Genomic DNA, 19,424 nt, shown 5'->3' on the forward strand with positions numbered 1-19,424 from the left:
ATACCGGAACCAGATTCCCAGCAAAGACATTTATGAAAACTATACTCGTGACAGGCGGCGCCGGATACATCGGCAGCCATACAATCGTGGAACTGCTCCGGCACGGTTTCGATGTCGTCAGCCTCGACTGCTTCTGCGGAGGACAGGCCGACACCTACGACCGCGTTGAACAGATCACGGGCCGCCGCTTTCGCCATTTCAACGTGGACCTGAGGGACAGGGAGCATCTCTTCTCCGTCCTGCAGGACACGCCCGTGGATGCCGTGATTCATTTCGCGGGGTACAAGGCGGTGGGCGAGTCGCTGACTATCCCCCTCGAATACTACGAAAACAACCTCGTCTCCAGCATCAACCTGCTTCAGGCGTGTCAGAAGTACGCCATTCACAGCTTCGTTTTCAGCTCGTCCGCCGCCGTGTACGGCAACCCCGGAGAGCTTCCCCTCAGGGAGCATCACCCGGTCTCGGCGCTGAACCCATACGGGCGGACGAAGATCATGATGGAAGACATGCTCAGGGACCTCCACTTCGCCTCCCCCGAGTTCCGCATCTCCATCCTGCGCTATTTCAACCCTGTTGGAGCGCATCCCTCCGGCCTGATCGGAGAAAGCCCTGCGGGAACGCCGACCAACCTCATGCCCCTCATCTGCCGTGCCGCGTCACGCAAGGACGCGCCGCTCAGGATATTCGGGCAGGACTACGACACCACCGACGGCTCCGCCGTGAGGGACTTCATCCACGTCATGGATCTCGCCAGCGGGCATGTGGCCGCTCTGGAACACCTCGCCGCCTCCGAAGGACTGCATGTGCACAACCTCGGAACGGGAAAGGGAATCAGCGTTCTGGAAATGGTGGACTGCTTCGAAAAGGTCAACGGCGTCGAGGTGCCGAGGATCATGGCGCCGAGACGTGAGGGTGACGCTCCTGCCTGCTGGGCGGCCACCGACAAGGCGGAGGAGGAACTCGGATGGTGCGCCGAACGGACACTTGAAGACATGGTCAGGGACAGCTGGAACTGGACCCGGAGATCGCAGCAGGGCTAACCTGCATCCGCTCCGAGGGTTTCTTCGTACACCCCGACCAGCCTGTCCACATAGGCGTTGATGGTGAGACCGGCGGCAACCGTTCTGGCCGCGGCGCTCATGCGCTGATACGCCTGCTGATCCGACAGCACTTTCAGCAGGGCCGAGGCTATCGTCTCGCGGTCCACCGGCACCACCAGAGCCGACTCTCCGGTCACCTCGAGGTTCGGCACGTGCTCGCTGATAACCGCCGGCATTCCGCAGTACATCGCTTCCGTCAGAGCGTTGGAGAACCCTTCGTAATCCGAGACCATGGCGAACACGGCCCCGCGATCGGCGGCTGCGTGCAGGATCTCGGGCACGTCTTTGCGAAACCCCGCAAAACAAATGCTCTCGGCGACACCCAGCTTGCCTGCCAGCTTTTCCAGTTCCGAGCGTTCGGGACCGTCACCGAGGATCAGCATCCGCAACTGCGGCAGAGTCGAGCGAACGTCGGCAAAGGCCCGGAGAATCAGGTCGAGGTTCTTCTGCCGCACCAGACGTGAGCAGGTGACGACCAGCGGGCCGCGCCCCTTGAGCTCCGGAAACTCTGTGAGATCGGCAGCTTCCACGCTCATTTTTTCCTGAGAGATGGCGTTATAGAGAACCTCCACCGGCCTGCCCGCGACGTTGTGGTCCTGCTGGACCACCTCGGCCACAGCCTTCGAGACGGCAAGGTACTTGGTCGTGGCATGGGACAGGACCTTGTCCGCAAAACGGCGGAAGGACCTCATGCGCTTGATGTTCCGGCAGTGCATGATGACCGGGATGCCCAGTCCCACCGCGCCGATGCGCACGTGATAGTTGGCGGAGAAATGTGCGGTGTGGACGATGTCCGGCTTCAGCGAACGCAATAGCTTTCGAAGCCGCAGCGCCGTGTCGAGGCGGCTCGTCTTGAGCACCTTCTTGCTCTCCCCTGCATGGATGGGGTCGAAGCCGTGTTCTCTGTACACCGATTCATACTCGCCCGTGCCGGAGACATTGATGATCACCGGTTCGTGCCCGAGTTCCCGCAGTCTTCTGGCCACGAGCAGGAACGAGGTCTCCACGCCGCCGAATGGCAGTCCGCCGACGACCAGTGCGACCCTGAGCTTCCGATTCCCGGCCGGTTCAGCCATGGGTCTCCCCCTTGCGGCCAAGCGACGTGCGCAACAGCTCCAGCGCCTGCGGGAGGCACTCCGAGGAGTCCAGCCCCTTCAGGCAGTCGATGTGGCTGCACTCGTTTTCATTGCAGGGCTGGCAGGGCAGCTTTCTGGAAACGGTAACATGCTCGTCCGACGGGAAGCGCCAGCCGAACCCGGTGGCCCCGTGGATCACCAGCGACGGGGTGCCCACCGCCACCGCCATGTGGCGCGGGGCCGAGCAGTTGCCAAGATGCAAGAGGGCGCGCTGCTGGACCGCGGCCATCTGCCGCAGCGTGAGCATGTCCTCGGAGATCACGGCCCCTTCGCCCGCCAGATCGGCAACCTTGCGGCAGACGTCGATTTCCCCCGGACCATAGAGCAGGACGAACTTCAGGCCGGGGTAGTGCTCCCGGATGCCCCGGATCAGGCCCGCGAAATGCTCTTCGGGCCATTTGCGCGTCTTGCGGCGGTGGCTCGGGTCCACGGTCACGACACCTTCGGTGGCCCCGAGGTCTTTCAGAAATCGGTCAGCGAAGGCGCGTTCTGCGTCGGAAAGAAAAATCTCCGGCGGGTGCCTGTCCCACTCGATACCGAGCAGCTTGAGAATGCTCGCCTTGCATTTGGCGGCGTACCCGTCCTCATTGGGCCGATAGTTCGTGTAGACAAATCTGTTGTACCACGGCGGCGTGAAGGTCAGACGAACGGGCGCACCGGAGAGCATGGCAACCCAGCGGGTTCTCGGCAGCTGCTGGAAATCGATGATCAGGTCCTTGCCGCGCCCGACGCGGGCATAATATCCCAGCGCCTTGAGAGGGGAGGCAAGCTCGTTTTTGTCCAGCGCCCACACCTTGGCGATGTGCGGATTGTTCTCCAGCACGGGTGCGCACTTCTTTTCCGTGAAGACTTCTATCTCCGCGCTCGGAAAGCGCTCCTTCAGCAGGCGGATGGAAGGGGTGGAGAGCAGCACGTCGCCGATCTGGCGCAGCTGGCAGACCAGGATCCGCTCGGGGTTCAGTGAGGATATGTCTTTCATGTGCTTGTGGTACGGGTTAGGCGGGCGGGCCGTGTTGCGGACCGCTGCGGGATCTGCGTCTGCCGAAGCATGGGCCGGGGCCGAAGGGGCTTATCCTCCACAGGCGCACGACGCAGGGCTTCAATTACCCGCCGCTTCGTTGCAGGTCAAGACGAGCCGCGAAAACGAAGAGGCCCCGTCCAGTGGACGGGGCCTCATCCCTATCGGTTCGTGCTGCGGGCTGCTATTTGCCCGTCTCCACGGGGTACTCGGCGCCCTTCCAGGCGAAGATGCCGCCGGGGTGGCGCTTGACGTTGGTGTATCCCAGCTTGCGGGCCCAGGCCGCGCCGTTGTGGGAGCGGGTGCACTTCACGAATCCGCAGTAGACCACAATGAGCCTGTCCTTGTCCGGGCCGAGGAGCTTTTCGTAGTCGGCCTTGGTCTTGCCTGCGGTTTCCTCGGTGTTCCAGCTCTTCATGTCGGGGATCGGGAACAGGAACTGGGCCGCGCCGGGGATGTGGTTCTTTTCGTAGCTGGCTTCCAGCGGCATGGTGTCCACGATGACCATGTCCTTCTGGGCGTCGATGAGCTTCTTGAGCTCGGCCGTGGTGATCACGTCGTAATCGCCGCGCTGCACCTCGCGCACCAGCTTGACGGCTCCGGCTTCCTTCTCCACTTCCTGCTTGAACTTGTCCTCGCCGAGACAGCCGGTGAGCATACCCATCACGAGAACGGCCGCGAGGGCCGCAAAAATTCCTTTCAACTTCATCGCCTCACTCCTCCGAATGGTTTCAGGATAACGGCCATGGAGCGGGGCGGTTCCTGCAGCGCCTTTCTGCGCCAGTACACCGCGGCCAGCGCTGCAAGCATGATCAGGTCGCGAACCATCGACTCGCTCATGCCCGAGTATGCCTGCCCTTCCGGATCGCCGGGGCCGAAACAGCCGCAATCGACGTTCAGGCCGAGGTGCATTCCGTAGGCCAGAACCGCGACGAACAGCAACAGCTGTGCTGCCACCAACTCCAATGACCATCTGATGTTGAAGACGAGGCCCGCTCCACTGGCGATCTCGAGAATCGGCAGCCCGTACGCAAGCGGCAGATCGGCCCAGCCGGGGGTCAGCCCGTACCCGTCTATGACCATGGCGAAAGCCCACGGGTCTTGCAGCTTGATGACTCCGGCAACAATGAACGCACCGCCGACCGCAAGTCGCAGCGCCATTTGAACAGGTCTGCTGAGAACAATCCTCTTCACCGGACACTCCTTTTCAACATCAACATATAATTGAAACCACGATTACCCGAGCCGATGAAACGAATCCAATCGTTACATGCAATACGCAACAACAAAAACCATTGCGTTGCTCTATCCTATTCCCGTTCCGACATCCATCGTGGAGTTTGAGATTTTCTCTAGAAAATTCCGCTGGTTCAACCGCAACCGCCCCGCACTTGTAACACAAAATAATGTGCGACAATTCGGCATGTTATAACCGATTCACACTTGATCACAATCTTCAAGCGTAGTACTCCAATGAAAACCAACAACCTTCCGGGGGCTGCATGACAGGCAAGAAGCTACTCTCCGTTGCGGAAATCGCCCGCGAACTCGATATTCCCGAGTCCACGGTCCACTATTGGAAAAACCGTTTCGCCCAGCACCTCCCGAGCGTGGGCAAGGGACGGCAGAAGCGCTTCAAGCCGGAAGCCGTGGAGGTCTTCTCCACCATCTCCCGCATGCTCAAGGAAGGGCACACCGCCCGCGACGTCATGGACAGCCTCAGCCAGTCCTACCCCATGCAGGCCGACGCGCTGGCCGAGGCGTCGGAGAGCGACTCGCCCGTTCAGCAGTATGGCATGGAGACCGCCGTGAAGATGGCGGCCGCCATGGGCGCCGAGATGGCCCGGTCCATCAGCGAGGGCATCCGCGGGGCGCTGGGTACCCCTGAACAGGCGGCCCTGCCAGAGGACTTCGCCAAGGCCACCGAACAGATCGCCGCCAACGCCGCGGAGGTTCAGCTGCTTCGCGACGAGAATACCCAGCTCAAGGAAAAGCTCTCCATTATGGAAGCGGAAATGGTCCGCCTGCGCAAGGATCGCCGTGAAATGGAAAAGTACCTTCTTGACAAGATCAAAAGCGTGACTAGTTAAAACCAACCCCATGGCAACGGGTCCCCCAACCCGCCGCCATCACGGAGCATTTCGGCCATTCCCGATCATCCGTGGCTCCCCGCCGGAACACGCCCCCTCGTTTCGGCGGGGCATTTTTCCATTCATCAAGGAGGTTCGCCGACAATGGGCAAAAAGAGTACGCACAAATTCAAGGCTGAAATAAACCAGCTCCTGGAAATACTGGTTCATTCCCTCTACACCAACAAAGAGATCTTCCTGAGAGAGCTCGTTTCCAACGCCTCGGACGCGCTGGACAAATACCGCTTCAAGACCCAGACGGGCGACATGGATGCGGATGACACGCCGCTTGAAATCCGCATCACCCACGACAAGGACGCAGGCACGCTCACCGTCACCGACACCGGCGTGGGCATGACACGCGAGGAAGTGCGGGAGAACATCGGCACCATCGCCCACTCCGGCACCGCCGAGCTCACCAAGCTCGCCGCCGAGGGCAAGGAATCCCTCGACACCCTCATCGGCCGCTTCGGCGTCGGGTTTTACTCCGTCTACATGGTGGCCGACGAAGTCACCCTCGTGACCCGGTCCGCCGACCCCGAGGCCGCCCCGGTGGAATGGACCTCCGACGGCCGCAACGACTACAAGATCCGGGAGCTGGACAAGGACGTTGCGCGAGGCACCAGCATCACCCTGAAGCTCAAGGAAGACCTGGTTTCCCAGTTCGCCAACACCGAGCACCTCAAGCACATCGTCAAGAAGCACTCCAACTTCGTCAACTTCCCCATTTTCGTGGAAGACGAGCGCGTGAACACGGTTCCCGCCCTGTGGCGCGAGCCCAAGTTCCAGGTCAAACCGGAACAGTACAAGGAATTCTACACCTTCCTGACCAACGATGACACGGACCCGCTCGAAAAGGTCCACGTCTCGGTAGACGCTCCGGTCCAGTACAACGCCCTCGTTTTCATCCCGGCCATCGACGACGACATGTTCGGCCTCGGCACGCAGGACAACCGCGGCCTCGACCTGTACGTGCGCCGCGTGCTCATTCAGCACAAGAACAAGGACCTGCTGCCCGAATACCTCGGCTTCTGCAAAGGCGTGGTCGACACCGAGGACCTGCCCCTGAACATCTCCCGCGAGACGCTTCAGGACAACGTGCTGATCCGCAAGATCAGCTCCAACCTCACCAAACAGGTCTACAGCGCGCTTGAGAAGATGGCCGAGAACGACAAGGAGAAGTACGACACCTTCTGGCGCGTGCACGGCAAACTGTTCCGCGCCGGCTACATGGACTTCATCCACAAGGACCGCTTTGTGGAGTTGTTGCGGTTCAACTCCTCCGCCTGTGAAAACGCCGACGAGCTCATCTCGCTGGCCGACTACGCCGGACGCCTCAAGGAAGGCCAGAAGGAGATCTACTACGCCTACGGCCCGAGCCGCGAGGCCCTCTCCCTCAGCCCGCACCTCGAAATCTTCCGCAAGAAGGGCGTTGAGGTCCTGTACCTGTACGAGCCCATCGACGAATTCGTGATGGACGCGCTGCAGCAGTACGGCGAGTACCAGCTGGTTCCCGCAGAGCACGCGGACCTCTCCGGTATCGACGGAGAGCAGGAGACCGAGGAAAAGCCCGAGGAACTCTCCGAACCGGAACAGACCACTCTCGACGACCTGCTCAAGCACATCAACGAGCTGCTTGGCGACGCCGTTACCGACGTGCGCACCACGGACCGCCTCTCCGACAGCCCGGCCTGCCTCGCGAACCCGGACGGGGCCATGACCAGCAGCATGGACAAGGTCATGCGGCACATCCAGAAGGACACCTCCATTCCGGCCAAGGTCATGGAAGTCAACCCGGACCACCCGCTGACCCGCAACCTGATCCGCATCTACGAGGCCGACGCGCAGGACCCCTTCGTGGAACAGGCCGCCCGCCAGCTCTACGAATCCGCCCTGCTGCTCGAAGGCTACCTGCAGGACCCGCACGCTCTCGTGGGCCGCATCCAGTCCCTGCTGACCCAGGCCAGCGGCTGGTACAAGAAATAACCGTCCACAATACTGCCACGAAACAGCCACAGGCCGCCCGAAGCATTCGGGCGGCCTTTTTTATGCCGTCAAGAGGGAATGACTTCCCAAAAACGCCCGTGCGGAAGCCGGAAACGCTTTGTATTCCGATGTCGATGTATGATGGTTCCGATTCCCCGCATGAAGCCGGGAACGAAGCAGTCTGGAAGAGATATCATCATGAGCAGGTTGTACGAGATTTCATTACAGCACGATGCGAAGGGCCGCATTGTCCGCAAGGAAGAAAAAACAAACGGGAAACCGGTCGTGTGGGAGTACGACTACGACCAAGACGGCAGACTGGTCCGATCTCGACGGGACGGTTGTGGTGCGGAGGAATACATATACGACCGACAGGGCCGTCGCAGCGAGGAGTGCAATCCCTTGCGCGGAAAGGGGTGCCGTCGATTCACGTACGATCGGGACAACCGGCTTCTGAGCGCAGGTGATGCCCGCTTCGAACACGATTTCGACGGCTTTCGATGCTCCCGGATCACCCCCTCGGGCACAACAAGATACGCTTACGCTCCGGACTATCGACTGGAAGCGGTAAGACTCCCCGACGGCCGCCACATCAGTTATGGGCATAATGAAGACGGACTTCGTGCCGTCAAGTATGTCAAAGGCAAACTGGTCGCCGGATACGCGTGGAAGGATCGCTTTCACCTTACCGGATGGCACGATGGAGAGAGACTCTGGTGCATAGACTACGACCGGTTGGGACTTCCGGTTGCCATGCGAAGCAGTGACCTGCATTTCAACTTCTGCATCGATCAAATCGGCAGTGTTGTGGCTGTTGCAGAGCACTCAGGCAACATGGTAAAGGAAATCCGTTATGACAGCTTCGGCAACATCATAAGGGACACCAACCCACGCTTTCGCATTCCGTTCGGCTTTGCCGGCGGACTTGCCGATTCCGACACCGGACTGGTCCGCTTCGGCTGGCGAGACTATGACCCGGACACAGGGCGCTGGACCGCCAAAGACCCCATCGGCAACGCAGGCGGCGACCCCGACTGGTACGGATACTGTCTCGACGACCCCATCAATGCGGTGGACCTGACAGGGCTGGACAGTCAAGGGATAGGAATCGGGGGAAGTCTCTCCGGCTTTGGCGCTAAAGCAGGTGGCAGTGTGATGATTTCGCAAGACGACAACGGGCACAGAGTGTTGGAGCTAAGCAGCGAATATGGTGCATCCTCTGGATTCGGTGCGGATTTTACCGGTACCTATCAAAGAACCAATGCTGAATCCGTGGACCAGATTTCTGGAACCTCTGGAAAAGCTGGCGCTTCTGTGGGTCCCCCGACTATCCCATTTAATGTTGGCATGGAAAAAGTATCCGGAGATGGCTACGATGGAGAGAACTACAACATTTCCTATGGAGTAGACCTTACCCCAGTTTCTACCTCAGTCACACGTGAGGATACAACAACATTTTCATTAGATTTTCTTGATGATTTTTTTTGAAATGAATTCACTCAACATTCACAGGCCGCCTTGGCGGCCTTTTGTAAAGGAGACCCCATGACTTATTCCTGGATCACCCTTTTATGCTTTAATTTTACAAGAATTGCATCATATATCCTTTCTGCCTTTGCATACATGTTCGTACCATTAATATCAGCATCGCTCCTTTTTAAAGCTCATTTTATCGTAGTAATTTCAATTGTAAATTTTCTTTTTGCACATATGGCCCTCCCTATAGAATGCACAGATGAAGGTATACGTATAAAAACGATCTGGAGGCATAAATTTATCCCTTACTCCAACATTCGGCATGTGTATTATAAATATAGTTGGGATTTCGGTCCTTACAGAAAACCGGCGATACTGATCAAAGGAGAATCTCCATTCGACCTATACTACATTCTTTCAGACAATTTGAACAACGCAAAAGAAGAATTCATCAAAAGAGGATTTCATCTTAAACCATTATAACGTCCCCCATCTTAGGGCCAGCTAACAGTAGACACTTCCGGCAGTTTGGGCCAGAAGTCTCTACTTGGCAATGGACCTACTATACGGGGACTTTACAGATTCACTGAAAACGGAGTCCTCTTGAACAGGATTTTCTGGCGCAAATTCGTCCCCTACAGCGAAATAAAGAGCGCCCATCATCTACACAACTTTTACTTTTATTTCATAAGTCTTCTGAGGTGTTAATCACCCTTAATGAAAAATCCTTCTTCGGCCGGCATGTAATCATTGCAACCAAAGTTAACAACGCCAGAGAAGAACTCTCCAAAAGAGGCGTCCTTACTGAAATATAATTCAGAAGAATCCGGGTCCGCACAAACAGCATCTCCTTCAATACCACCGCGCCATCCCGGAACGAGAAGGACACCCTGACATCTACGAATCCTGAATCCTTGCACTTCTCGCAAGCTGATTTCGACCCACCACGGACTGCTCCACGCGACCCTGATGGGTTTGATATTCCAAGAACACACAAACCGATTAGACACAAAAAAAGCCCCCGCAGATGCGGGGGCTTCGAATCTTCATCGTCGGCCGACTTAGAAGCTGTAGCCGAGGGCGGCGCGCATTTCAGCGGGCACCCAGGCGTCCGGGCCGGGCTCAAGGTCCTTCCACGGAGCGCCGGCTTCCTTGCGGGCCTGCTTCACTTCGTCGAGGGTGAAGCCGTAGCGCGGAATCTCGAACTGCTGGCCGGGGTAGATCAGGTCCGGGTTGTCGATCTGACCGCGGTTGGCCTTGAAGATGAGGGGCCACATGAAGGGATCGTTGTACACCTGCTTGTACTCGGCGATCCACCACAGGCACTCACCCTTGGTCACGGTGTGGGTGGTCGGCAGGCTGTCGTACTGGGATTTGTACACGGCCATCGGGTCCACGACCACTTCTTCTTCGACAACGGTGGTTTCTTCTTCAACCACGACCACTTCCGGCTCGGGGTTGACCTTTTTGGAGCAGCCCCATGCAAAAATCATCATGCAGGCGACTGCAAGCAGCAGCAGTTTCTTCATCGACGGCCTCCTCTCAAGTATTGTTCTGACGTCTTTAGAATTCACTCTTCAATGTAAGCTCAGGACTTGATCCTACTGGCCCAATTATCAATTATTTTTTTTTCTTGCAACACCATTTTCCCTTCAGGACGTTCTTGAAGCGCGGCCTCTATGGCGCGGTTGGCTTCCGCGAACCAGCCGCCCATGCGGAGGCTCCGGCAGGCCAGCACGTACATGCGCTCCGGCTCGTCTCTGTATACGCCCTCCATCAGCATGCCGTAATCACTGCCGAAAGCGTTCCTGACAAGCTCCTCGTGCGAGAAGATGAACCGCGCTAGCAGCGCATTGTCACGGTGCCGCACAAGATACACCGGCAGCAGGGTGCGGCAGTTATCCATGAAAAAGCGTATCCTGTCGATCTCCCTGCGCATACTCTCTCGCGTCTGGGTCAGCACCTCCACGAGCCGCCCGGAGACTTCCTGCTGCGGCCCGTGCGCGTCCTCCTCCATTATCTCCTGGAGCCAGGGGCCGTAGTTCTGGAGCTGATACGCGTCCTCGCGCAGCTTCACGGTTTCGTGAAAGATATAGCCAAGCGCCCAGTCGAGAAACTGTCCTTCCGCGGGTTTTTCCGGATCGTTGCGAAACACGTGGTGCGCCGTGTCCTTCATGCGCCACAGCAGCCCCTTGTCCATCTCCGTGCCCACGAGGTCCCGCAGACACTCGAAGCAGACCACGCCTTCCTCGTCAAAGCTCTCGAATTCCCGGTTCAGCGCCACGGAGGAGTGGCAGAACATGCGAAACAGGTCGCGCACGAACTCCGGTAGTTTTGCTCGAATCCAGCTGCGGGACATGCCCCCTCCCTACTTGCTTTTCTTCTTGGCGAGATCCGCCAGCTCGGCCAGCCTGTCGTCCACCATGCGGTAGAGCGTGCCCTTGGGGAATCGCCCCTGTGCGTTGCGGACGCCGGTCTTCATCCCCGTGAGTACATACATGGCCTGCTCGATGGTGGAAACCGGGTAGATGCGGAAACGGCCCTCACGCACATCGCGCACCACATCGTCGTTGACCATGAGGTTGACCGCGTTGTCCGCCGGGATAAGCACGCCCTGCTCCCCGGTCAGGCCACGGCGCGAGCAGACCCTGTGGAACCCTTCGACCTTCTCGTTCACGCCGCCCACGGCCATGATGCAGCCACTCTGGCTTACCGCCCCGGTAAAGGCGTAGGACAGGTTGATGGGCGCGCCCGAGAGCGCGGAAAGCAGCGCGGCGAGCTCGGCTCCGGAGGCGGAGTCGCCCTCGATGCCCGCATAGGACTGCTCGAAACACAGGCTGCCGGTCATGACCAAGGGTTTGTCCTGTGCGAACAGCCCCACCAGATAGCTCTTGAGGATCATCATCCCCTTGGTGTGGATGGGACCGCCCAGCTGCGCTTCGCGCTCGAGGTCGATGATGCCCCCGTGCCCGACGCCCACCTTGCAGGCGATACGGTGCGGCAGGCCGAACTCGTGGTCGCCGAACTGGGTCACCGAAAGACCGTTGGCCTCGCCCACGGCCGAGCCGCCGGTCGCCACCTTGATGACCTCTCGATCATAATCGGACATGAATTCGGTCTGATACAGGTCAGAACGGTAGTCCCGGTCCTCGATGGCCTGCGCCAGATCGGCATACTCCACCGCGTCGCCACCGCGAATCCGGGCCAGCGCCGCGGCCTCCACCATACGCTCGCGAATCAGCGGGAAATACAGCGACAGCCGCTTCTGGTCCTCGGACAGCCGGGAACCGAGGTCCACCAGCCCGGCCAGCGCCTCGCGATTGAACGGCGGCATCTTCTCCTGCCTCGCGATGCGCCCCAGCGCGCGCAGGTAGCGCTTAACGTTGGGGGCGTCGCGGTCACAGGTGGGTTGCAGATGCGCCTTGAGCTTGAAATATTTGGAAAACCGGTCGTCATTATACAGCAGCAGCTCATAGTTGATGTCCGTGCCGATGAGGATGACGCGCAGCTCGATGGGGATCGGCTGCGGCTCGATGGTCCGCGCGCGGACCTGGTCCGGCTCTACCGGATCCTCGATCTTGGCGTGTCCGGCACGCAGAGCGCGGAGCAGGCCCTCCCACGAGTGCGGGTTGCTCAGCAGGTCCTCCACGTTGAGGATCAGGAATCCGTGGTTGGCACGGTGCAGCGCCCCGGCCTTGACCAGCGTGAAATCCGTGTAGAGCGCGCCCATTTCCGACTCGCGCTCGATGGACCCGAGCAGGTTGAACGCCGTGGGGTGGTCTTCGTTCACCACCGGGGCGCCCTGTGTCTTGCCGTTGTCCACGAACAGGTTGACCTCGAAGCGGGTGAAAAAGTCCTCGCCGGAGCTCTGGGTGTCCATGAACAGCGACGGCATGGCGCTCTCCTTGCCGGTGAACTGGTCCACATTGTCCACCACGCACTCCTCGAACGCGTCGAAGTATTCCTTGAGCCCCTCGATGTGGCCGAACTCGTCGCGCAGGGGCTGCATCTCGGCCTTGGCCTCGTCGCGCGCCGTATCACGGTGCAGGTCGTCCTCGCTCTTCTTCAGGCCCTGCTCGTTGCGGTTGATGCTGCGCAGGTCGTCCGAGAGTTCTTCCAGCAGCTTCTCACCCTTGCTCTTGAGCTCCTTGCGCAGCTTGGGGTCAAGGGTGTCGTAGTCGCTGTCGGTCAGGGGCTTGCCGTCCACGATAGGCGCCAGCGTTATGACGGAGTCCTCGTCGATGGACAGCCGAAAGCCGGTCTTCTCGGCCTCCTCCTCCATGCGCGCGAAGAGCTCGTCCCGACGCTGGGTGAACTTCTTGAGCAGCCGGTCGTGGGTTTTCTGAAAGGACTCCTCCTCGAACCGGGCCGGGATGCGCGAGCGCAGGCGAGAAACCGCCTTCTGCTGGGCGTTCTTGAACTTGCGCCCCACTCCCGCGGGCAGGGACACGGCCACGGGGCGGTCCTCGTCCTCGAAGTTGTAGAGATAGACCCAGTCCGGCGGCGTGGGCGCCTTGCGGGCGCGTTTGCCGAGAAAACTGCCGATGAAGTGGCTGCGGCCCATGTTGGGCTCGCCCGCCACATAGACGTTGTATTCGTTCCCGCTCACTGCCAGCGACAGCTCAAGGGCCTTGATGGCGCGGGGCTGAAACGACGGGGTCGGATCGCTGTCCGGTATGGCGTCGCTGTTCTCGAAAGGAACCTTCGCGGGGTCCAGCGCGGCGCGCAGCCGGGAAACGGCCAGCGGGCGCGGCATACGTGTATTGCTCATGCGTCCTCGTGTCAGTGTGTTCGTGTCCCGTTCCACTATGGTCGCCGCGGGGGCGCACCGGGGGGTTTCGGCGGGACCTTGTCCCCGGAGGGTAGCCGGAACGGCTCCGGCATTCAAGAATCCCCTGCCGAGAGCGCCATGATACCCGGCGCCGCCGGTTCGGGCAATGCCTGCCGCTTGTTCTTTCCCCCGGCTGCTGATACCACTTCGGGAACCATGATGAAACGCTTTTTCAGCCTGCTCGTTCCGCTGATCCTGCTGGCGACCGCGCTCCCGGCCCGGGCGCAGGTCATCAGTCTGGAATCGGTCTCGGCCACCCGCGTGGGGGACACCCTCTCCGCGCAGTTCGGCGTGGCCCTTCAGGGCGCGGACGAGATCGCCGAGACCCTGCGAAACGGCGTTGGCATCAAGCTGGCCTGTCGCGCCTCCATCTCCCTGAATCGCCGGTTCTTTTTCAACTCCACCCTCGGCGAAAGCGCCATCGAGGGCGCCGTGCAGTACGACGCGCTGACCAAGGAGTTCGCGCTCATGCTGCCCGGGCAGGAGCAGGCCATGCGCAACGAGGACCTCGGCGCACTGCTCGCCGAAGGCTGGAAATCGTTCTCCATTCCCCTCTGCCCGTGGGGCAGTCTGGAACGCGGCAAGAGCTACCAGCTGGAAGTGGAAGTGGCGCTCATGCCCATGGACGTGCCGGACTGGTTCACCCGGACCTTCCTGTTCTGGTCCTGGCAGGGCGGCCCCACCGTGACCTCCACGCTGGAATTCAGGTACTGACGCCATGACTTCGCGCTACATCAAGATAGACGAGGTGGGCCAGAAGGAGCGCCGCCGCCGCAAGCGCGAACTGATCGCGGCCGGGCTCTGCTTCGCCCTCATCGCCGTCCTGACGTGGGTCGAGCTCAAATATCTCGGAGGCAACTCCTACCTCTTCCTCGGACTGCTGAACCTGAACTTCATCCTGCTTCTGGTGGTGCTGTTCATCGTCACTAGAAACGGCGTGAAGCTGCTGCTGGAGCGCCGCCGCAGGGTCCTCGGCTCCAAGCTGCGAACGCGGCTTGTGCTGGCCTTCATCTCCCTGTCGCTCATACCTACCGTGCTCATGTTCCTCGTGAGCGTGAAGTTCGTGCAGACCTCCGTGGACTACTGGTTCAAAGGGCAGGTGGAGGAATCCATGGAGCAGGCCCTTGAACTGGGCCGGGCCTTTTACGGTTCCTCGCAGGACAGGCTCCAGCGGCGCGGCAAGAACATGATCGACGAGATCGTGGACCGTCGCTTCGCGTGGGGCGGCAAGGGCATGAACGATTTTCTGGGCGACAAGTTCGAGGAGTACGACCTGAGCCTCGTAGGGGTCATCACGCCCAAGGGGTCGGTGCAGAACACCCACTACTCGGCCCAGTGGGAAAAGGCATGGCCCGAGATTCAGGAAAAAATCGACTGGGAGGGCCTGCGCTCCGATCCCCGCCAGTGGTCCACCATCATCCCGACCCCGCAGAGCGACCTCATCGTCGGGGTGACGCCCGTGGACGACGGCACCACCGGGTTCCTCGTTCTGGGCGAAACCGTGGGCCGCGGCCTGCTGCACAAGCTGGACCGTATCGTGCGCGGCCTGGACGAATACAAGAAACTCAAAACATTGAAATACCCGTGGAAGATGACACTCTACCTGACCCTCGGGGTCATGACCATGCTCATCATCCTCGGTTCCATCTGGTTCGGTTTCCGGTTGGCGAAGGAACTCTCAGCCCCGGTGCAGGCGCTGGCCGCAGGCACCGAACGCATCGCGCGCGGCGACCTGTCTGTGCGCCTGGAAGACCGCTCGGACGACGAGCTGGGCTTCCTCGTGCGCTCGTTCAACCGCATGACCGAAGACCTTGAACTGGCGCGCCACAACGAGCTCAAGGCCGGCGAACGGCTGGCAAGGCAGAATCAGGAGCTGGAACGCCGCGGCCGCTACATCGAGGCGGTTCTGGACAACATCACTTCCGGCGTCATCTCCATGGACGCCTCCGGCCGCATCGGAACCGTCAACCGCTCTGCGGAACAGATCCTCGGCACCCCCGGCGAATTTCTCATCGGCAAGAAGCCGCACACCCTGCTCTCCGGCGAGTTCGCGGACATCATGCGCGAGGCGCTCGAGGCGGTGGGCAGCAACCCCGGCGAGCAGTGGCAGAAGCAGCTCGACATCCAGACCCCGGAGCGGGTGCGCAAGCTGCTGGTCAACGTGGTGGCCCTGCCCGGCATCCCCGGCGCGGAGGTCGGCACGGTTGCCGTGTTCGAGGACATCACCGAGCTGGAGAAAATCCAGCGACTGGCAGCGTGGCGCGAGGTTGCCCGACGCATCGCCCACGAGATCAAGAACCCGCTCACGCCCATCAAGCTCTCGGCCCAGCGGCTGCAGCGAAAATTCGGCGAGAACGTGGACGACAAGGTCTTCGACGACTGTACCGGCCTCATCGTGAGTCAGGTGGAGCGGCTTCAGCAGATGGTTTCCGAGTTCTCCGCCTACGCCAAGCTGCCCGAGGTCCAGCCCCGGCCCGGCAACCTCGGCCCGCTGCTGGAGGAGACCGTGGGCATGTTCGAGAACACCCACCGCAACATAGACTGGCGCATGGACCTGCCGGACGACCTGCCCGAAATGTCCTTCGACCGCGAGGCTCTCGGCAAGGTCTTCATCAACCTGCTCACCAACTCCGAGGAAGCCCTCAAGAATCAGGAAGACGGCAGCGTGGTCGTCAGGGCGGTCCACGAGCCCAGAAAGAACCGCGTGGTCGTCAGCGTTGCCGACAACGGCTCCGGACTGCCGAAGGACGGCGCCTCCCGCATGTTCGAACCCTACTTCTCCCGCAAGAAGGGCGGCACCGGTCTCGGCCTGACCATCGTGCGCTCCATCATCGCGGACCATCACGGCAAGGTCACGGCCCACGCCAACAAACCGCGCGGCACCGTGGTCCGCGTCGAACTGCCCCTCGCCTGACGCACCTTATTTTTTCCTTGCAATGTGGCGTGGATGCCCCGGATGTGCTACGTTTGCACAACACGGAGGTATACCATGCGAGTCATCATCGCCGGTGGCACCGGCTTCATAGGCAGGTCGCTCGCCGCCACCCTCATGGCGGCCGGGCATGAAATCATTGTTTTGTCGCGCTCCGTGTCCTCGGTATCGCGAGTTTTCGGGCAAAGCGTCTCGGGATTCACCTGGCAAGGGGGAGAGTGGCCGTCGCTCATCGATCCGTCCACGGCCATCGTGAATCTTGCCGGCTCCAGCATCGCGGGTGGACGCTGGACACCCAAGGTCAAGGAACGAATCCTCCAGAGCCGCCTCAAGGCCGGACAGCGCCTCATCGAAGGCATCCGACAGGCCAGCGACGCCCCGCGCGCCTTCGTGCAGGGATCGGCCGTGGGCTATTACGGCCACCATAAAAGCACCCCCGTCACCGAGGATACCCCGTCGGGGACGGGCTTCCTTGCCGACGTGGCCCGAAAGTGGGAAAATTCCACTCGGGAAATCGACGAGATGGGCATCCGCCGCGTCATCATCCGCACCGGGATGGTGCTCGGCCACGGCGGCGCGCTGGAAAAGATGCTCCCGGCATTCCGCTTTTTCGTCGGCGGCGCTCCCGGCTCGGGCGATCAGGGCGTCTCGTGGATACATCTCAAGGACGAGGTCGGGGCCATCAAGTTTCTGATGGAGCACTCCGAGACCTGCGGCCCCTACAACCTGACGGCCCCCACCCCAGTCACCTTCCGCCGGTTCGCCCGCGTCCTCGGCGAAACCCTGAACAGGCCGCACAAACTGAACCCGCCAGCCTTCATGCTGCGGCTCATCTTCGGTCAGATGGCGGACGAGGTGCTGCTCAACGGCCAGTTCGCCCTTCCCGAACGTCTCCAGAAGGCAGGATACGAGTTCCGCTTCCCCATGCTCAAGGACGCGCTGCCGGATATTCTGAACCGTTCTTGAAGCCGGGCCCGGCTTGCCTTACACTGTCGGTCGGCGTCAGCTTATCACGGAGGGATTCATGGCGGGCAAAGTACTGATCATAGATGATGAGGAGAGCATCCGCTTCTCGCTCAGGGGCATTCTGGAAGACGAAGGCCTCGATGTGGTGGACTCGGAGAACGCCGAGGACGGTCTGGAGCTGCTGAAGACGGAAAATCCGGACATCCTGTTTCTGGATATCTGGCTTCCGGGCATGGACGGCCTCGAAGCGCTCGAAGTCGTCGGCCGCGACTACGCCCACATCCCGGTGGTCATGATCTCCGGCCACGGCAACATCGAGACGGCGGTCAAGGCGCTCAAGAACGGCGCCTTCGACTTCATCGAAAAACCCCTCTCGCTGGAGAAGGTCGAGGCCGCGAGCCGCAACGCCCTCGAAGTGGCGCGACTCAAGCAGGAAAACCGTGAACTGCGCTCCCGCATCGACGGCGACCGCACCACCCGCCTCACCGGAGACTCCCCGGCCATCGACCACCTGCGTCAGGTCATCGAACGCGTGGCCCCCACCGACGCGTGGGTGCTCATCACCGGCGAGAACGGCACCGGCAAGGAAATCGTCGCCCGCTCCGTGCACTCGCAGTCCATGCGCGCCGACAAGCCCATGGTGGCGGTGAACTGCGCCGCCATCCCCGAGGAGCTCATCGAGTCCGAACTCTTCGGCCACGAGAAAGGCGCCTTCACCGGAGCCGAGACCGCTCAGGTCGGCAAATTCGAGCTGGCCCACAGAGGCACCCTCTTTCTCGACGAAATCGGGGACATGAGCCTCAAGACGCAGGCAAAGATTCTGCGCATCCTTCAGGAGCAGAGCTTCGAGCGCGTCGGCGGCCGCAAGACGATCAAGGTCGACGCCCGCGTCATCGCCGCCACCAACAAGGACCTTGCCGAAGAGATCAAGGCGGGCAACTTCCGCGAGGACCTCTACTACCGCCTCAAAGTCTTTCCGCTGGAGGTGCCGCCCCTGCGCGAACGGACGGAAGACATCCCCCTGCTCATCCGGGCGTTCATGGAAAAGATCGTCAAGCAGCACGGATTCAAGCAGCTGGCCTTCGCAGACGAGGCCATGCAGTGCCTCTCGGCCTACCGCTGGCCCGGAAACGTTCGCGAGCTCAAGAATTTCGTGGAGCGCATGTTCATCATGTACGCCGGAGACACCGTCACCCCCGACCGCCTGCCGCCGGAGATATGCCCCGTTCGCAGCACGGCCCCCGAAGTGGAACAGCCCGACGCGCCGCACATGCAGGAATTCGAGCAGGGCCCCGTGGATTTCAAGCAGGCCCGGGCCGACTTCGAGGCGCGTTTTCTGGAATCGAAGCTCAGGGAATTCGGCGGCAACGTGGCGCAGCTCGCCAAGGCGGTTGGAATGGAGCGAAGCTCACTCTACCGCAAGCTCAAGACTTACGACATTCAGGCGGAGTAGGATCCTCCCCGCGCAGCTCCCGCTCAATGCGGTCCGGGTCATTCGCGTTGAGCTCCACCATCCGCCGCAGATGCGTGAAACTGTCAGGGTCCATGCCGGTAAAACGGATGGCCGTGGACTCCCCGTCCGAGCGAACCACGACACCCTCCACGGCAATGCGGATGCCACCCGCCACCGGAATGATCAGCTGACAGGCCTCCCCTTCGATGAAGGAGTCGGCCCCCGTGCACAGCGCGCCGTTCATACTCAGGTTCTGCGTGGTCACAGGCGTAATCACGTCCCCGACCTCAATGAAGGCGGGGAACCCCACATGCACGCGGCTACGGTTTCGCTTGTTCGAACCGCACTTTCGCTTGAACCAACTGCTCACTCTGCCGATCATGCGTCCACCCTAGCA

Annotated in this window: 17 protein-coding genes; 9 read left to right on the forward strand and 8 right to left on the reverse strand. The window is 60.7% G+C overall.

The features are described 5' to 3' along the window. Positions 1-32 precede the first annotated feature (32 nt). Entirely contained in the window at positions 33-1,040 is a 1,008-nt protein-coding gene (gene galE, locus BR24_RS06275) for a UDP-glucose 4-epimerase GalE (RefSeq protein ID WP_496540637.1), read from the forward strand. On the opposite strand, the gene BR24_RS06280 is transcribed toward galE, so the two are convergent. From BR24_RS06280 to BR24_RS06295, 4 genes are all read right to left on the reverse strand, one after another. Then, positions 1,037-2,176, reverse strand: coding sequence for a glycosyltransferase (locus tag BR24_RS06280; protein ID WP_496540638.1), 1,140 nt, complete (start codon positions 2,174-2,176; stop codon positions 1,037-1,039). The genes galE and BR24_RS06280 overlap by 4 nt on opposite strands. After that, positions 2,169-3,215 carry a glycosyltransferase family 9 protein gene (locus tag BR24_RS06285; RefSeq protein WP_496540639.1) on the reverse strand — a complete coding sequence of 349 codons (1,047 nt, stop codon included), beginning with the start codon at positions 3,213-3,215 and terminating at the stop codon, positions 2,169-2,171. Before BR24_RS06285 ends, BR24_RS06280 begins: the two co-directional genes overlap by 8 nt. A 223-nt stretch (positions 3,216-3,438) precedes the next feature. Then, a complete protein-coding gene (locus BR24_RS06290) occupies positions 3,439-3,963 on the reverse strand; it encodes a rhodanese-like domain-containing protein (protein WP_496540640.1) in 525 nt (174 codons plus the stop codon). Further along, positions 3,960-4,415: a MauE/DoxX family redox-associated membrane protein gene (locus BR24_RS06295; RefSeq protein WP_496540641.1), complete on the reverse strand. Its 456-nt coding sequence runs from the start codon at positions 4,413-4,415 to the stop codon at positions 3,960-3,962. Before BR24_RS06295 ends, BR24_RS06290 begins: the two co-directional genes overlap by 4 nt. Before the next feature lie 341 nt (positions 4,416-4,756). On the opposite strand from BR24_RS06295, the gene BR24_RS06300 reads away from it, so the two are divergent. The 4 genes from BR24_RS06300 to BR24_RS06315 all read left to right on the forward strand — a co-directional run bounded on the left by BR24_RS06300 (position 4,757) and on the right by BR24_RS06315 (position 9,328). Further along, complete coding sequence (locus tag BR24_RS06300; protein WP_496540642.1) at positions 4,757-5,344, forward strand: MerR family transcriptional regulator; 588 nt, start codon at positions 4,757-4,759, stop codon at positions 5,342-5,344. Positions 5,345-5,488: 144 nt separating this feature from the next. Continuing rightward, positions 5,489-7,369, forward strand: coding sequence for a molecular chaperone HtpG (gene htpG, locus BR24_RS06305; RefSeq protein ID WP_496540643.1), 1,881 nt, complete (start codon positions 5,489-5,491; stop codon positions 7,367-7,369). Between the two features lie 198 nt (positions 7,370-7,567). Further along, positions 7,568-8,857, forward strand: coding sequence for an RHS repeat domain-containing protein (locus BR24_RS06310; RefSeq protein WP_496540644.1), 1,290 nt, complete (start codon positions 7,568-7,570; stop codon positions 8,855-8,857). 57 nt (positions 8,858-8,914) lie between these two features. After that, positions 8,915-9,328 (forward strand): hypothetical protein, encoded by a 414-nt coding sequence (locus BR24_RS06315; protein ID WP_496540645.1) that lies wholly within the window; start codon positions 8,915-8,917, stop codon positions 9,326-9,328. 578 nt (positions 9,329-9,906) lie between these two features. Here the strand turns inward: BR24_RS06315 and BR24_RS06320 are convergent. Genes BR24_RS06320 through BR24_RS06330 form a run of 3 tightly spaced genes read right to left on the reverse strand, consistent with a single transcriptional unit; the run spans position 9,907 to position 13,616 of the window. After that, positions 9,907-10,374, reverse strand: coding sequence for a LysM peptidoglycan-binding domain-containing protein (locus tag BR24_RS06320; RefSeq protein ID WP_496540646.1), 468 nt, complete (start codon positions 10,372-10,374; stop codon positions 9,907-9,909). 59 nt (positions 10,375-10,433) lie between these two features. After that, positions 10,434-11,204: a hypothetical protein gene (locus tag BR24_RS06325; protein ID WP_496540647.1), complete on the reverse strand. Its 771-nt coding sequence runs from the start codon at positions 11,202-11,204 to the stop codon at positions 10,434-10,436. 9 nt (positions 11,205-11,213) lie between these two features. Beyond that, positions 11,214-13,616, reverse strand: a complete 2,403-nt coding sequence (locus BR24_RS06330) for a Lon protease family protein (RefSeq protein WP_496540648.1) — start codon at positions 13,614-13,616, stop codon at positions 11,214-11,216. Between the two features lie 216 nt (positions 13,617-13,832). Between BR24_RS06330 and BR24_RS06335 the strand changes: the two genes are divergently transcribed. From BR24_RS06335 to BR24_RS06350, 4 genes are all read left to right on the forward strand, one after another. Beyond that, positions 13,833-14,390 carry a DUF4390 domain-containing protein gene (locus BR24_RS06335; RefSeq protein WP_496540649.1) on the forward strand — a complete coding sequence of 186 codons (558 nt, stop codon included), beginning with the start codon at positions 13,833-13,835 and terminating at the stop codon, positions 14,388-14,390. 4 nt (positions 14,391-14,394) lie between these two features. Next, on the forward strand, positions 14,395-16,590 hold the full coding sequence (locus BR24_RS06340; RefSeq protein WP_496540650.1) for a sensor histidine kinase: 2,196 nt from the start codon (positions 14,395-14,397) through the stop codon (positions 16,588-16,590). Positions 16,591-16,665: 75 nt separating this feature from the next. After that, on the forward strand, positions 16,666-17,574 hold the full coding sequence (locus BR24_RS06345; RefSeq protein ID WP_496540651.1) for a TIGR01777 family oxidoreductase: 909 nt from the start codon (positions 16,666-16,668) through the stop codon (positions 17,572-17,574). Positions 17,575-17,632: 58 nt separating this feature from the next. Further along, the gene (locus BR24_RS06350; RefSeq protein WP_496540652.1) at positions 17,633-19,027 is read left to right on the forward strand and encodes a sigma-54-dependent transcriptional regulator; all 1,395 of its coding nucleotides are present in this window, start codon (positions 17,633-17,635) and stop codon (positions 19,025-19,027) included. Here the strand turns inward: BR24_RS06350 and BR24_RS06355 are convergent. Beyond that, on the reverse strand, positions 18,999-19,409 hold the full coding sequence (locus BR24_RS06355; protein ID WP_496540653.1) for a PilZ domain-containing protein: 411 nt from the start codon (positions 19,407-19,409) through the stop codon (positions 18,999-19,001). The genes BR24_RS06350 and BR24_RS06355 overlap by 29 nt on opposite strands. Positions 19,410-19,424 lie beyond the last annotated feature (15 nt).

Source organism: Pseudodesulfovibrio halophilus DSM 5663, assembly GCF_059568665.1.